Source organism: Streptomyces sp. NPDC001493, from assembly GCF_053597235.1.
Genome location: NZ_JBSFHV010000004.1, coordinates 70,817 through 83,958 on the forward strand (window position 1 = coordinate 70,817; position 13,142 = coordinate 83,958).

The 13,142-nt window shown below is 68.5% G+C and carries 16 protein-coding genes; 9 read left to right on the plus strand and 7 right to left on the minus strand.

The window, feature by feature from the left end; all coding sequences use genetic code 11:
- Nucleotides 1-63: 63 nt before the first annotated feature.
- Nucleotides 64-2,409 (minus strand): GH92 family glycosyl hydrolase, encoded by a 2,346-nt coding sequence (locus ACWCWD_RS08045; protein ID WP_450771107.1) that lies wholly within the window; start codon nucleotides 2,407-2,409, stop codon nucleotides 64-66.
- A 351-nt stretch (nucleotides 2,410-2,760) separates the two neighbouring features.
- Between ACWCWD_RS08045 and ACWCWD_RS08050 the strand changes: the two genes are divergently transcribed.
- On the plus strand, nucleotides 2,761-3,192 hold the full coding sequence (locus ACWCWD_RS08050) for a hypothetical protein (protein ID WP_450771109.1): 432 nt from the start codon (nucleotides 2,761-2,763) through the stop codon (nucleotides 3,190-3,192).
- A 90-nt stretch (nucleotides 3,193-3,282) separates the two neighbouring features.
- Nucleotides 3,283-3,699 (plus strand): hypothetical protein, encoded by a 417-nt coding sequence (locus ACWCWD_RS08055; protein ID WP_450771110.1) that lies wholly within the window; start codon nucleotides 3,283-3,285, stop codon nucleotides 3,697-3,699.
- Nucleotides 3,700-3,853: 154 nt separating this feature from the next.
- Here the strand turns inward: ACWCWD_RS08055 and ACWCWD_RS08060 are convergent, their stop codons facing one another.
- Nucleotides 3,854-4,717 (minus strand): hypothetical protein, encoded by an 864-nt coding sequence (locus ACWCWD_RS08060; RefSeq protein WP_450771111.1) that lies wholly within the window; start codon nucleotides 4,715-4,717, stop codon nucleotides 3,854-3,856.
- 578 nt (nucleotides 4,718-5,295) lie between these two features.
- On the opposite strand from ACWCWD_RS08060, the gene ACWCWD_RS08065 reads away from it, so the two are divergent.
- The 4 genes from ACWCWD_RS08065 (at nucleotide 5,296) to ACWCWD_RS08080 (ending at nucleotide 7,817) form a co-directional block, all read left to right on the plus strand.
- Nucleotides 5,296-6,033: a SanA/YdcF family protein gene (locus tag ACWCWD_RS08065; protein WP_450771112.1), complete on the plus strand. Its 738-nt coding sequence runs from the start codon at nucleotides 5,296-5,298 to the stop codon at nucleotides 6,031-6,033.
- Nucleotides 6,034-6,238: 205 nt separating this feature from the next.
- Complete coding sequence (locus ACWCWD_RS08070) at nucleotides 6,239-6,673, plus strand: hypothetical protein (protein WP_450771114.1); 435 nt, start codon at nucleotides 6,239-6,241, stop codon at nucleotides 6,671-6,673.
- A 67-nt stretch (nucleotides 6,674-6,740) separates the two neighbouring features.
- Nucleotides 6,741-7,487, plus strand: a complete 747-nt coding sequence (locus tag ACWCWD_RS08075; RefSeq protein ID WP_450771116.1) for a hypothetical protein — start codon at nucleotides 6,741-6,743, stop codon at nucleotides 7,485-7,487.
- Between the two features lie 156 nt (nucleotides 7,488-7,643).
- Nucleotides 7,644-7,817 (plus strand): hypothetical protein, encoded by a 174-nt coding sequence (locus ACWCWD_RS08080; RefSeq protein ID WP_450771118.1) that lies wholly within the window; start codon nucleotides 7,644-7,646, stop codon nucleotides 7,815-7,817.
- Between the two features lie 469 nt (nucleotides 7,818-8,286).
- Here the strand turns inward: ACWCWD_RS08080 and ACWCWD_RS08085 are convergent, their stop codons facing one another.
- The 3 genes from ACWCWD_RS08085 to ACWCWD_RS08095 are packed head-to-tail and all read right to left on the minus strand — an operon-like array spanning nucleotide 8,287 to nucleotide 9,239.
- The gene (locus ACWCWD_RS08085) at nucleotides 8,287-8,580 is read right to left on the minus strand and encodes a hypothetical protein (protein ID WP_450771119.1); all 294 of its coding nucleotides are present in this window, start codon (nucleotides 8,578-8,580) and stop codon (nucleotides 8,287-8,289) included.
- A 57-nt stretch (nucleotides 8,581-8,637) separates the two neighbouring features.
- Nucleotides 8,638-8,976 (minus strand): hypothetical protein, encoded by a 339-nt coding sequence (locus ACWCWD_RS08090; protein WP_450771121.1) that lies wholly within the window; start codon nucleotides 8,974-8,976, stop codon nucleotides 8,638-8,640.
- Nucleotides 8,973-9,239, minus strand: a complete 267-nt coding sequence (locus ACWCWD_RS08095; protein WP_450771122.1) for a hypothetical protein — start codon at nucleotides 9,237-9,239, stop codon at nucleotides 8,973-8,975. The genes ACWCWD_RS08090 and ACWCWD_RS08095 overlap by 4 nt, the downstream gene beginning before the upstream one ends.
- A gap of 104 nt (nucleotides 9,240-9,343) precedes the next feature.
- Here ACWCWD_RS08095 and ACWCWD_RS08100 point away from each other — a divergent pair, with 104 nt between their 5' ends.
- On the plus strand, nucleotides 9,344-10,174 hold the full coding sequence (locus tag ACWCWD_RS08100; protein WP_450771124.1) for a helix-turn-helix domain-containing protein: 831 nt from the start codon (nucleotides 9,344-9,346) through the stop codon (nucleotides 10,172-10,174).
- Nucleotides 10,171-10,380, plus strand: coding sequence for a DUF397 domain-containing protein (locus tag ACWCWD_RS08105; protein ID WP_450771125.1), 210 nt, complete (start codon nucleotides 10,171-10,173; stop codon nucleotides 10,378-10,380). Before ACWCWD_RS08100 ends, ACWCWD_RS08105 begins: the two co-directional genes overlap by 4 nt.
- Nucleotides 10,381-10,596: 216 nt before the next feature.
- Here ACWCWD_RS08105 and ACWCWD_RS08110 read toward each other — a convergent pair whose 3' ends face one another.
- On the minus strand, nucleotides 10,597-10,917 hold the full coding sequence (locus ACWCWD_RS08110; RefSeq protein WP_450771127.1) for a DUF6221 family protein: 321 nt from the start codon (nucleotides 10,915-10,917) through the stop codon (nucleotides 10,597-10,599).
- Nucleotides 10,918-11,413: 496 nt separating this feature from the next.
- Here ACWCWD_RS08110 and ACWCWD_RS08115 point away from each other — a divergent pair, with 496 nt between their 5' ends.
- Nucleotides 11,414-12,655, plus strand: a complete 1,242-nt coding sequence (locus ACWCWD_RS08115) for an IS110 family transposase (RefSeq protein ID WP_450771467.1) — start codon at nucleotides 11,414-11,416, stop codon at nucleotides 12,653-12,655.
- A 10-nt stretch (nucleotides 12,656-12,665) separates the two neighbouring features.
- Here the strand turns inward: ACWCWD_RS08115 and ACWCWD_RS08120 are convergent, their stop codons facing one another.
- Entirely contained in the window at nucleotides 12,666-13,085 is a 420-nt protein-coding gene (locus ACWCWD_RS08120) for a hypothetical protein (RefSeq protein WP_450771129.1), read from the minus strand.
- Nucleotides 13,086-13,142 lie beyond the last annotated feature (57 nt).

Consider the following 13,142-nt stretch of genomic DNA (forward strand, 5'->3'; position numbering starts at 1 on the left):
CCCGCCCCCGGTGGGGGGCGGGTCCTCGCGTCGGTGTGTACCGAGTGCGTGCCGGTCAGCGCGTCACTTCAGGGCGGGCGGAGCCGCGTTCACCGAGGTGCCCCACGTGGAGGGCTCCGTACCGACCTTGTAGGTCAGCTCGCGGGTGTCACGGATGTCGTCCGTGGTCAGGTAGGTCTTGGCGTACGAGCGGCCGTCGGCCTTCGCGGACTGGATGTAGCGCACCGAGTCCGAGGTGCCCGGAGCCTTCACGGTGAGCTTGCCGTTCGGGTAGTAGCGCTTGTCCAGGGTCAGGTCCACCCGCTCGAAGACGGGGGTGGAGAGGCCCCAGGTGTCGGTGCCCGGCTGGACCGGGAAGATCCCGATGGAGGAGAGGACGTTCCAGGCGGACATCGTGCCGAGGTCGTCGTTGCCCGTCATACCGGTCGGGGCGTCCGTGAAGAGGGTGAGCGCGGCGTGCACCACGTCGGTCGTCTTCCAGGGCTGGCCGGTCGAGAGGTAGGTGTACGGGGCGATCAGGTCGGGCTCGTTCTGCGGGTTGTACTTGTCCGCGTTGTAGTACGCGTACGGGCCGTTGACCCACGTCTCACGGGCGGTCTTCGCCGGGTCCTGGACCAGCTGGTCGTAGGCGAAGAAGGAGTCGAGGCGGGCGTTGGCGGACTGGGTGCCGCCGATCAGGTCGACCATGCCGGGCAGGTCCTGGGGGACCAGCCACTGGTACTGCCACGAGGTGCCCTCGTGGAAGCCCACACTCTGCGCCGGGTCGACCGGGCCGGTGAAGGCACCGGAGGCGTCACGGGCGCGGAAGAATCCGGTCGAACTGTCGAAGATCTTGCGGTAGTTCTGGGCCCGCTCGGTGTAGCGCGCGGCGTCGGCCTTGTGGCCGAGGTCCTTGGCCATCTGGCCGAGCATCGCGTCGGAGAGCGCGTACTCCAGGGTCGCCGAGGCGCCGTGGTCGTAGTCCGAGTCGCCGGGCTTCACGTGCGCGCGGTTCTCGATGTACGGGGCGAAGCCGTTGGCGATGTACTCCTTGTTGGCCTCGCGGCCCACCGGAGCGGAGTCGGCGGCCGGCACGCCGTCCGCGTTCTTCTTCAGCGCCTTGTACGCCTTCTCCTCGTACCCCTTGAGGAGGCCCTGCTGGTAGGCGTTGGTGAGGAACGGGGTGACCGGGTCACCGGTCATGATGTTCGTCTCGACCGTGCCGTAACCCCACTTGGGGAGCCAGCCGCTCTCTTCGTCGATCTTGATGACGGAGATCGCCATGTCGCGGGACTCGCTGGGGGCGAGCAGCGACAGCAGCTGGGCCTGGGTGCGGTAGGTGTCCCAGAGCGACCAGTTCTGGTAGTACGTGAAGCCCTTGGCCTGGTGGATCTTCTGGTCCCAGCCGGTGTAGCGGCCGTCCACGTCGCTGCCCACGTTGGGCGCGAGGAACGAGCGGTACAGCGAGGAGTAGAAGGTCCGGCGGACGGTCTCGCTGCCGCCCTGCGCCTTGACGTCTTCGAGGCGGTCCTCCCACGCGGCCTGCGCGGCCTTCGCGACGTGGTCGTAACTACGGCCGCCCTCGGAACGGAGGTTGAGGGCAGCGCCCTTGGCGTCCACGTAGGAGATCGCGGTCGTCGCCTCGACGGTGCGGTCCTTGGTGGTGTCGAACCGCAGGAAGGCGCCGTTGCGCTCGCCTGCGGCGGTGGAGGACGTGGAGCCCTCGGTGACGACGTCGCCCTTCCACGTACCGGAGACCTTGAACGGCCGGTCGAAGCGGGTGATCGTGTACACCGTGTACGGCTTGGTGTCCTGGCAGAAGCCGCTGCCGGTGATGGCGGTGCGCACGGTGCGGTTGTCGAGGATCTCGACCTTGGTGCTCACCGTCTTGTGCAGCGACTGGCCCGCGTTGATGAGGACGTTGGCCTTGTCGGTGGCCGGGAAGGTGTAACGCTGCACACCGGTACGGGCGGTGGCGCTCAGCTCCGCCTTGATGCCGGACTTCAGGCCGACTTCGTACGTACCGGGAGCGGCCTTCTCGTCGTCGTGGCTGAACTCGGCTGCGTAGACGGCGTTGTCCGTCGAGGTGATGTCGCCGGTCGTCGGGAGCACCGGGAGGTCACCGCCGAGGCCACAGCCCACACCGGAGATGTGCACGGTGGAGAAGCCACGGATGTGGTTCTGGGTGTAGTCGTAACCGGTGTTGTGGCCGGTGTCGGGCGAGAACTGCACCATGCCGAACGGCACGGCCGCACCGGGGTAGGTGTTGCCCTCGTTCTCGGACCCGATGAACGGGTTGACGAGATCGGTGAGCCTGTCCTGACCGTGCTTGGCGCCATCGGCCACCGCCGGTGCGGCGACGGCTCCGCCGAGGAGCGCGGCCGTCGCGGCCACCGTCCCCGCGCCGCGAATCACGTGGGTCCATCTCATGGAAAGAACGCCTCTTCCGACGTAGACAACGTTGTCATACCGCAGTGCGTGATCATTCTTGGCCTGTCCTCGTGTACTCGTCAAGGGTCGTGACACGGTGAACTCCCGTTGCGGCGGGCCGAGGAGCCCACCACTACGAATCCGCAACGAGGCCACAACGGAAGAACCGCCACGCCGTGCCCCCGCACGGCCCGGTCCTACCATCCGACGTACGGGGATCACCGCACATGGTCCCGGACAAGGGGGAGTTCGGTGCCAGCGATCTTTGCACGGCCGGTCTCACGGCGTTGGGCATGTGTGTTGGCGGTCGGCCTGGCCCTGGCCACGACCTCCGGGTGCGGTGCCGACGAGGTGGCCGTCACAGGCCTCTCCGTGACGACCGACGGCCGACTGCTCGGCGTCATCATGGTCTGCGAGGACCACATCGACAACGTGGGCCTCCTGGCGGAGACTTCCGATCCGCAGGGAGGAGACCGCGTCGGCGAGTGGACCCCCGATCGGCGCCTGGAGGCCGGGCTGACCACCTGGTCGCTCGACTCCCCCACCTCCGGCTGGACCACGGTCAGAGATCCTGGACCGCTCAAGGACGGCACCGTCTACACCCTCTTCGGATGGACCGAGAGCCACAGCCTGGGGTCCGAGGACATCGACTTCACCACGGCCGACCGGCATCGGCTCATGCCCGGAAAGGTCCTCTACCAGGAGTACACGGAGGACGGCGAAGAGGCCGTCCGCTTCGCCGCCCTGTCGGAGTTCGAGGCCACGGCGTGCCGGCGCATCTGAGACACCGGCCCCGCGCTGACGCGAACCCCGCACCGGACGGCGCTGGTTGGGGCATCGCGGACCGCTCGGAGCAGCCCGTAGGCTTCGGCCATGGCCGATCGGTGGTACGTCCTCATCGAGGAGGACACGCGTGAGACACGGCGGGCGGACGGCGTCGAACTGAGGCTGCACCACTGGACGTTGGTCGCGAGCCACCCCGTGAGCGGTACGGAGTCGGAGGCGCGCGCCGTCGCCGAGGACGCGGCGCTGCACTACGTACCGGGCATCCTGGCCCGCCACGCCCGGCCCGGGGACACCCCGGGCCGCAGCGCCTTCCTCGCCGGGGACGGCTCCTGGCTGGTGCACGTCCGCCAGAACCACCGCGCGTGCCACTTCCGCGTGACCACCGCCCGCCTCGTGCACACGCGGGAGGAGGTGCAGGCCCCGCCGAAGTCCCTGAAGGAGAAGGTCCGCCACGCCCTGGACGGCCCCGAGCCGCTGCCGGCCCCGTGGACGCCCCAGGGGTGAGTCCGTGCCGGACGGGCAGACGGCAGACGGCAGACGGCAGACGGCAGACGGCAGACGGCGTTGAACGGCAAGGAGTCGCCCGTGTCCCTGGGTGCCATGTCGCGGGTGCGGCGCACCGCCGATCTCTTCTGCGGACACCTTAGGTGGTGTCCGGTCACCCTCCGGTGAAGTAGGACGGCTGGCGGACGCTCATACTCCGCGCGATCGCGGTGAGCACGGCCGTACTCACCGGCGGCGAGGTGGCCTGGATGTCCGCCACCGTGTCGCCGACCCGGACGTAATAGGAGACGTACTGGGCGTTCCCCGAACGCCAGACCCCCGGCGCGGCGGCGGTGCAGGCCGGGGCCGGGACCGGGTAGGCGGAGTTGATCGCGGCGCAGTGGGACGGCGGGGTGAACTGCGGCTGCACGTGCGCGACGGTGACCTGGATCTCGCGCTCCAGCTCCGCCATGGTGGTCGCGTGGCGGCCGTTGGGGGCGAGACGGTAGTAGAAGGCGGGTTCGGTGGTGTCTTTGGTCCCGACGCCTTCGATGTGGTACCCGCTGGGCACCCACGGTCCGAGCAGTGGGACCGGACTCGCCGACAGGAGCCGGTCCTGTCGGGCTTCGGTGATCTGCGAGTCGGCGAAGGTGTTCACAGGCACCACCAGCGCCAGCGCGGCCGCCACCGCCACTCGCGGCAGCCGCGGGCGCAGCGAGGCGGTGAACCACGCAGCGATGGCGAAGGCAGCGATCGGCCATACGAACCGGCCCCAGCCGATACCGCCCGGGAGCCAGGAAACGCTGTCCAGCACTGTCAGGTAACGCAGCAAGTACCAGCTCAGTCCGGTGCCGAGCAGAGCAGTGAGCCATGCCGGGCGCACCCCGGCCACCCGTAGCAACGCCCACCCGCCGAGGAACAGAACGAGCGGAATGGCGTTGCGCCACAGCAGGATTACCCCGACGCATCCCCAGCCGGAGGCATTCCGACAGGCCGAGGAGGAGAGCAGTAGCCACTCCGCGAGGAAAAGCGCGACCACGAGGCCGATCCCCACTCCGGCCGCGCGTAGCGCACGCCTGCTCGGCCGCAGGGGCCCTGATGTTGATTCACCTATCCTTGTGCTGGTCATTCCCACCCCCGGGATCGCATTGCGCCACGGGATCACTCTTCCTCAACTCGCCCAGCTCTCGGCTGAGTACGCGTACTCACCTTGCCCTGCCACCAGGTGAACCCAGTGGCGGAGGACACCGCCTGTAGTTGACTGGCACTCGGTGTTGCTCACGGAGAAACACGAGAGAAGGGGACGCAGCGCCTGAAGGCACGGCTCCGTGTCATCACACCAGGTCACACGGCGTGCGGCTTCTCGCGCCGCCCACGGGCGAGTTCGCCGTGACAGTCCTCGACGGCCTGGCGGCAGCCACGAAGTACGGACAGCCGATTCGGTCGGCAGGATCACTTCCCGGGTAATCGGGCGATGTTGCTCGTCGGAGGACGGCCCCGGATTTCCCAACCCGACGGTCCGGGGCTCCGGGCGCAGAACCCCCGAGCCCGCTCGTTCGTCCCTGCTGAGGGGGAGGGCCGCACGAACGCCGTGCGCCGCTCATCGAGGGGAGTTCCATGCGACGGCCGAGACTGCCGAGAGCCCTGACGCCGCCGAGGCTGCGGCGGGCCCTGCGGCCGAGGGTGTGGGCCGCGCGGCTCCCCCGTACCCGGCGCGGTCAACGGCGTGCGGTGCAGGGGCTGATGGTGGCCTGTGCGGTGGCGCTGGCGCCGATGACCTGGATGTACACGTCGGCCGATGCGCACGTACGGACCACGGCCGACGCGCCGGCCGAGGGCGTGGCCGTGGTGTTCGGGGCCGGTCTGTGGGACGGTAAGCCGACCCCGTACCTCGCCCACCGGCTGGACGCGGCGGCCGAGTTGTACCGGGCCGGCAAGGTGAAGGTCCTCCTGGTGACCGGTGACAACAGCCGTACGGAGTACGACGAGCCGGACGCGATGCGGTCCTACCTCACCGCGCACGGAGTGCCCGCCGCCCGGATCGTCCGCGACTACGCGGGCTTCGACTCGTGGGACTCCTGCGTGCGGGCGAAGAAGATCTTCGGGGTGGACCGCGCGGTCCTGGTGAGCCAGGGGTTCCACATCCGGCGCGCGGTCGCGCTCTGCCGGGCCGCCGGGATCGACGCGTACGGGGTCGGCGTCGACGAACCGCACGACGCCACCTGGTACTACGGCGGTACGCGGGAGGTCTTCGCGGCGGGCAAGGCGGTCCTGGACGCCGTGCTCCGGCCCGACCCGCACTTCCTGGGCCACAAGGAGACCGGCGTCGCGGACGCTCTGGCGGCGGGCGGCTGAGGGCGAGAATGCGTGCGTGGTCGAGTGCGCCACCGCGGACGTGCCGTGCCCGAAGACCTGTCACTCTCGTTGACGAGACATGGACGAAGCATCGCCGACGCGGCCGGGTGCCGGGGCAGCGCGGGACGGAGTACGGGCCGGAGCCGACTCCGGAGCAACTTCCCCTGATCGCGTGGTGGATGACGGGCAGCGAAGGGGAGACGGCATGCGTGGGGTAAAGATCAGTGACCGGGGCGAGCCGGACGCGTTCGTCGCCTCGTACCGCCTCGTCACCGACGGCCGTCTCTCCACTGCCGACCTCGGCGTTTACCTGCGCTGCCAATGGTTGCTGTTCATCTGCGGCAGGTTCGGCGACGTGGACTGGCTGATCCGGGAATGCGACATGCCGGAGGCCGAGACCCGCGAGTCCGTCGCGCGGCTGATCGCCCTCGGCTACCTCGACAGGGCCGGAGCCGACGAGATCGAGTTCCATCACGCGCTGTCGGCGAGTGAGGGGATCCGGAGAGGCATCGAGACGACGGTCGACCAGCTCTCGCCCACCGAGCGGGCGGCGGTCGCCCGGTTCGCCGATCTGGTGGACGAGAGGCTGGAAGAAGCGGGGCAGCGCTTCAGCGGCCAGGCTCCCGAGCAGCACGAGTGACCGCGCCGGGCGGTGTCACCGCCGACGGCGGCGCATGAGGGCTTCCCCGTGCGGGAATCACGGCTGCGTGAAGTCAACGGGGTACGGACGGGGCGGGAACCGCGGGCGGCTGCCCGTCTGGTTACGGGGACTGGTCGTCCTCGCGGCCGGGTGGGGGGTCTTCCTCTGCGGTCAGCAGATCGCCGACGGGTACGCGGCGACCATGGACTACCGCGACGCGCCGCTCTGCGCGGCCGGTGGCGGGAACGGCGGCGGGAGCGGGAGTACGGCCGGGGGTGGCGGGAAGGCGTGCGTGCGGCGCGAGGCGGGCACGGTGCGCGACAGCCGTACGGGCGAGCAGTGCAGCTACGACGGCACCGGCGGGGGCTCCGGAGGCGGTACGACGACCTGCACGACGTACTACGACGTCAAGGTCGAACGGCCCACCCGCACCGACTGGCTGGCGGTGGACTCGGGGACGTACGACAAGGCCGAGGCGGGCGACCCCGCCGAAGTCCGGCTGTGGCAGGGCGAGATCGTGGGGTTGAAGGTACTCGGTCGCACCTACGCCTACGAACCGTCCTCACAGAGCGGGGTCCTGTGGCAGCTGGCGGTGGGCTGCCTGGCCCTGGCGGTGGGCGCGTGGGCGGTGCTGAGCGGACGCCTCTCGGAGCTCCTCGCCTTCCACAGCTTCGGCCTGCTCTTCGTGGCCTTCGGGACCGCATGGCTCGGCTCCCTTGCCCTGTTCGGCGGCCATTGGCTGACCTGGGCGTTCGCGAGCGTGTGGACGGGGTTCGCGGTCTTCTGGACGGTGAGCGCCCGGCGGATGGGGTGACGGCCGGGGTGGCCGGGCCTGTGTCTCGCAGCCCGCAGGAGCACACGGGCTGTCCGGCGGATCACGAGTTGCTCGCCGTAGGCGTGCGGTGCGGAAGGAGGTTATGGTCCGCCCATGAGGTCAAGGGGGGAAGGTTCACGGAACGCTCGGGCCACTGTGATCAGCACTCTGCTGCGGCGTCCATGGCTCCTGGTCGGCTGGCTGTTGCTCGCCGGTTCGGTGGTTGGCGCCCAGAAGGTGGTTCCCCAGCCGTGGTCCGCGTGCGCCTATCCCGTCGCTCTGTTCGTCGCGCTGGCGCTCGCCTCCTCGGCATCCCCGCGGAAGCCCTGAGCGGCGGCTCGGGGCGAGCCAGAGCCCGATCACTGCTGCGGCGCGAGACGGATCTCGCCGGCCAGGCCTCCAGCCACGATTCAGTCGGCGAACCACCACACAGTGCGCCGAACAGCCTTCAGCCATGAACCAGGGAGGACAGCGTGCTTCTCCAAGGAGTGCTCGCACTGCTCGCGGGCGGCGCCTTCATCGTGGTGGCCTGTGGCTGGCGCGGCGTGGACCTCTGGGTGTGGGACTGGGCAGACGTGATCTTCTCATCGCACAGGTCGCGGTGGGGAACGCCTTGGAAGAGCCTTGAACTCATGAGATTGCAGTTCGGATGTGTGGGAGTGGCGTTGGTGATCTTCGGACTGGTGACGTTGAGTCGGTAGGGGAGGCAATCCTCTGCATTCGTCCGAGAGACCGGCGGGCGGCCGGCAGGGAGACCGGCAGGGAGAGCGTGACCGCCCACGATCCGCCGCACGCCCCCTCAGATCTCCCAGGAGTGCCCGGAGGGATGGTCGGTGAACAGGCCGCACGGGCCGTCCTGTTCGTCGTAGTGGGTGCAGCGGAGCAGCACGACCCGGTACATGCGGCCGCCGGCGGTCCAGCGCACCCACACGCCGCCGCCGAGCCGGTCGTCGTCCCACAGGAGGTACGCGTGCTGGTCGGGGTGCTGTTCCCCGAGTACGCACCGAATGGGCCGTGGTTCAGGCGGGGTTCCGTCACTGCGGGCCGCGCGCTGTGAGGCAGGCAGCAGGGCGACGGCGGTGCACTGCGACATGGGGCACTTCCTCCGGGGGAAGCGCCCTGGAGCGCTTCCCCTTCGTTTCGTCGGTCCTCAGTTGATGGATGCGGTACATGCGTCGGTGGAGGTGGTACGCGCTGCCTCCGCGGGGTGTTCGTCCGAGGCGGTGCGCGCTGCCTCCACCGGGTGTTCGTCCGAGGCGGTGCGCGCTGCCTCCGCCGGATGCTCGGCCGCCTGGTGACGCCTGCGCAGAATCCGGCAGTCGGTCGCGAGGCTCAGGTCGCCCACCCGCTCGGCGTCCTCCTCGGCCCAGTCGAACTCAAGGCAGACGGAGCAGTCGGCCGCGTCGGGTCCGGGTGCGTGCCCCGCCGCGTCAGGTCCGGGTGCGTGCCCCGGCTCGGCGGGTCCGGTGATGTCAGGTGACGCGCTCACAGCACCTCACCCCGACTCCGGGCATTGCAGCGCGCGTTGTCCGCCCGCAGCCGCTCCGTCGGGTTCGCCGGCCGGACACACTCGGGGGCGGCCTCCCACTCGATTCCGCCGCCGACAGGCCGTATGGCCCAGTACGGGCCCGCGACTCCTCGGAACTCCCCCACACGGTCCTCACGACTGGTGTCCACCATGAGTGCGCCGGGGGTCGGAAGCGGTCCGCTGGGGCCCTGTTCCGCCGAAGCACCGGCGTCGGGCACGGACATGGGCAACTCCTCTCTGTAGCCGTTTCGCTACGGGGAGGCTTCAGAGTGGCCTACTCTCAAAGGGCCTTCAACCTCCGCGAGACTGAACGAAAGATCGATGAAGAGTGGCGAATCGCAAGGAGTTGGACCCTGAGGCAAGCCCGCGCGCGGCCTTCGGTGAGCGTCTGCGCAGGCTGCGGGAGGAACGCGGGTGGACACAGGACGAGTTGTCCGCTCGTACGGGATATTCCGCTTCGCATATTTCCGGGGTCGAAACTGGTGCACGAACTCCAACTGCCAAGTTCACAGCAAGTGTCGATCGGGCCTTCGGTACGGGCGATGCGCTGACGCGACAAGGGGCGGCAACCCGGAACAGCGCGATCCTCGACGGCTTCCCGGAGTTCGTCACGCAGGAGAGTCGGGCTACGGAGATGCGCCTCTTCGAAATCGGCGCCGTGCCGGGACTGTTCCAAACCCCGGCGTACGCCGCTGCCATCACACGGGGCGCGGTACGCCGCGGCGCGATCACCGAGCTCCAGGCCGAAGAGCGACTCGCGCTCCTTGCCCGGCGTCAGGAATCACTCAACCGCACTCCCGCTCCGCGGATCTACGTCATTCTTGACGAGAGCTGCATCCGACAGCACGTGGGCGGGCCGGAAGTGATGGCCGAGCAGCTGGACCACCTCGTAGAGGTCGCCAACCTGCCGAACACCGTCGTCCAGGTAGCCCCCTTCGAGCTGGGGGAACGCCGTTCGTTGAACAAGCCGCTCTCCCTGATCACCCTGGCGGATCGATCGCACGTGTCCTACGCGGAGTCCGCGCACTCGGGGCAGTTGGAGCGCGACATGCGCTTCGTCGGTCCACTCCTCACGGCCTACCATCAACTCGCGGCCGAAGCGCTGTCACAGGCGGAGTCCGTGGCCATGATCAGTCAGGTACGAAAGGGCACCTCGTGACAACCGAATCCCTCCACTGGTTCAAGTCTTCCTACAGCACCGACGGTGGCCAGTGCGTCGAGGTCGCCACCAACCTCGTCGCCACCCACGGCGCGGTCCCCATCCGTGACTCCAAGGACACGAGCGGCCCGGTCCTGGGCTTCTCCACCACCTCGTTCACCTCGTTCGTGGCAGGCGTCAAGGCCGGAGAGTTCAGCGCCATCTGACCAGTCGGCCAACCGGCATCGGACGGGCCCCCGCCGCGCGGAGCGCGGTGGGGGCTTCTGCTGTCCGCAACGGCGGTGACCCGCACGTGAGGCCAATGTAACCGCCTTCATTTCAAGGCCACTTGAACTAGACCCGTCCCGTAAATGATCTACATAGGACGGCGCCCGGTCGAGCGGTCGGTCCCGTTGGGGCCTCGGCTCGTGTGCTGTGCCGCTTCAGGCCCGTGCGGGGAAGTCAGGATGGTCGGTGTAGGGCGAAGCAAGGTCACGCAGGTCGTGGCACGGCCAGGGGTCGCGGGCGTGACGGGCCAGGATGCGCCGCTTGGCCTTGATCTCGCGCAGGACGCGTGCCGGGTCGTGCAGAGCCACGTGTAGAGCAATTGTGGGGTGGAAGCCGGGGAGGTCAGCCTGACAGAAGTCGACCATGTGTCCGTGGGCAGTCCACGTCCCGCATCCGTCGTCACCGTCGCAGCGCCGGGCCAAGTCGGCCTCCTCATCCAGCCGTGCCTCGATGAACCTCACTAGTTCTTCGGTCATGGGAGCATTCTCGACGTTGTGCTGGGCACCATGAAACGATCTTGTGGTGTCTGGTGTGATCACGGCGTCGGAGCCGTCCTAATCCGGTTGTAACGACAGCCCTCAGGGACGTACGCCAGGGCTGTTCGAGCAGTAGAAGTTGGTCGCGATGGCGGTCACGTGAGTGTCGGGCTGACGTCTTGAGTCGTCCGGGGACTTGATCCCTATATCCAGAGCGGTGGTGCCCGACGCTCTCGTGACCACCATCATCGTCAACACCGTTCTCTTGATCACTCGTTGGTGTCTGTGGTGCGAGCCCGCAGCATGGTGACCCCTCGTGATGCCCGAGCCGCTTCAGCTCCAACGCAGACCGGGGCCCGTGCGGTGAGCTGGTGCCACGAACAGCTGCTGAGGTGGCGGACCGGCCCCGTGTCGAGTCCTTGGATTAGGTCGCTGCGTGGTTCCGCATGAGCTCGTGACCAGTACAGACACCCGAAACGCGGGGAAGGGAAAGATCTTGATCTATTGCGGCATCGACTGGGCGGAACGTACGCACGACGTCGCCCTGGTTGACGACAGCGGCCAGTTACTGGCCAAGCGGCACATCACCGATGACGCCACTGGCTACAGGGTCCTGCTGGATCTACTTGCTGATCACGGCGACACGGAGGAATCCCCGATCCCGGTTGCGCTCGAGACTTCCCGAGGCTTGCTGGTCGCGGTGCTGCGGACCGGCAAGCGGCAGGTCTTCGCGACCAATCCGATGGCCGCTGCCCGATACCGCGACCGTCATTCGGTCTCGCGCAAGAAGTCCGACCCGGGCGATGCCCTGGTCCTGGCCAACGTGCTGCGGACCGACATGCACGCCCACAGGCCTCTTCCCCAGGACAGCGACCTGGCCCGCGCCGTCGCCGTCCTCGCCCGTGCTCAGCAGGACGCAACGTGGAACCGCCAGCAGATCGCCAACCAGCTGCGATCCCTGTTGCGCGAGTACTACCCGGCCGCTCTCACAGCCGTCGAATCCTGGAAGAACGGGCTCTGCCGGCCCGAGGCACACGAACTGTTGAAGGCAGCCCCGACACCGGCCAAGGCGGCTCGGCTTACCCGCACACAATTGCAGGCCGCACTCAAGAGGGCCGGTCGCCAGCGCGGCATCGCAGCCGACGCCGAGCGGCTTCGCGAGGTCTTCCGAGCCGACTGGGCCCAACAGCCGGAGCTGGTCGAGGACGCGCTTGGCAAGCAGATGCTTGCTCTCCTGATTCAGCTGGAGGCCGCCTGCACCGCCGCCGGCAACCTCGCCGAGGCGGTTGAAGAGACATTTCCTCAGCACCCGGACGCTGAAATCATCCTCAGCTTCCCTGGCCTCGGCACCCAGCTCGGCGCCCGCGTGCTCGCCGAGATCGGCGACGACCGACAACGATTCGCCGACGCGCGCGGCTTGAAGGCATACGCCGGCGCCTCACCCATCACACGAGCCTCCGGCAAGAAGTCCAGCATCACCCGACGCTGGGTGAAGAACAATCGCCTCAACCACGCTGGCTACCTCTGGTCCTTCTCCGCGATCACCGCCTCACCCGGCGCCAAAGCCCACTACCGGCGACGACGCGACAACCACGCAGACTGGCACGCCGCCGCCCAGCGCAACCTCTTCAACCGCATGATCGGCCAGCTCTACCACTGCCTCCAGCAGTGCCATCCATATGACGAGGCACTGGCCTTCCCAGCATCGACCGCCCAGGTCGGTACAGCGGCCGCATAGCCCAGTGCGCCTACTGGCCTGGAGACGTCACCCAGGGAGCGAAGCGCTGATCGGGGCCTGCATCCTGGCGCCAGTAGCGCAGGACCGTTTCCTGGACGATGTCGAGGCGCTCTGCGGCGATGAGGCACGAGACCGGCTCCTGCCCGCCGGCGTCGGCCTCGAAGGCGACCACGATGGGCGGTATCTCGCCGAGCTGACGAGTGACTTTCAGGAGCTCGTCGGGCGACGGAGACCGGAAGGCCGGATCACGAAAGCCGGACGGACAACTCACGAAGATCGGATCGCTGAAGATCAGTTCCAGGCCGTGGTGGTACGTCAGGTCGTGGTCGGCGGCGAGCCTGAGCTGTCCGCTGTCCCAGGCGACGACGTCCCAGTCCCACCAGGACCCTTCGGGGAGCTGGATCGCAGTATGCGCTCCTTCGGCGTCCACCGGCGGCCTCCTCATCCCGTTCGAACAGATCGACAGGCTACACAGCGGCTGGGAGCG

Bases quoted from the DNA above. Each gene is read 5' to 3' on its own strand.
- ACWCWD_RS08045 (WP_450771107.1), bottom strand. From the start codon at position 2,409: ATGAGATGGACCCACGTGATTCGCGGCGCGGGGACGGTGGCCGCGACG.
- ACWCWD_RS08055 (WP_450771110.1), top strand. From the start codon at position 3,283: ATGGCCGATCGGTGGTACGTCCTCATCGAGGAGGACACGCGTGAGACA.
- ACWCWD_RS08065 (WP_450771112.1), top strand. From the start codon at position 5,296: ATGCGACGGCCGAGACTGCCGAGAGCCCTGACGCCGCCGAGGCTGCGG.
- ACWCWD_RS08070 (WP_450771114.1), top strand. From the start codon at position 6,239: ATGCGTGGGGTAAAGATCAGTGACCGGGGCGAGCCGGACGCGTTCGTC.
- ACWCWD_RS08085 (WP_450771119.1), bottom strand. From the start codon at position 8,580: ATGTCGCAGTGCACCGCCGTCGCCCTGCTGCCTGCCTCACAGCGCGCG.
- ACWCWD_RS08095 (WP_450771122.1), bottom strand. From the start codon at position 9,239: ATGTCCGTGCCCGACGCCGGTGCTTCGGCGGAACAGGGCCCCAGCGGA.
- ACWCWD_RS08110 (WP_450771127.1), bottom strand. From the start codon at position 10,917: ATGACCGAAGAACTAGTGAGGTTCATCGAGGCACGGCTGGATGAGGAG.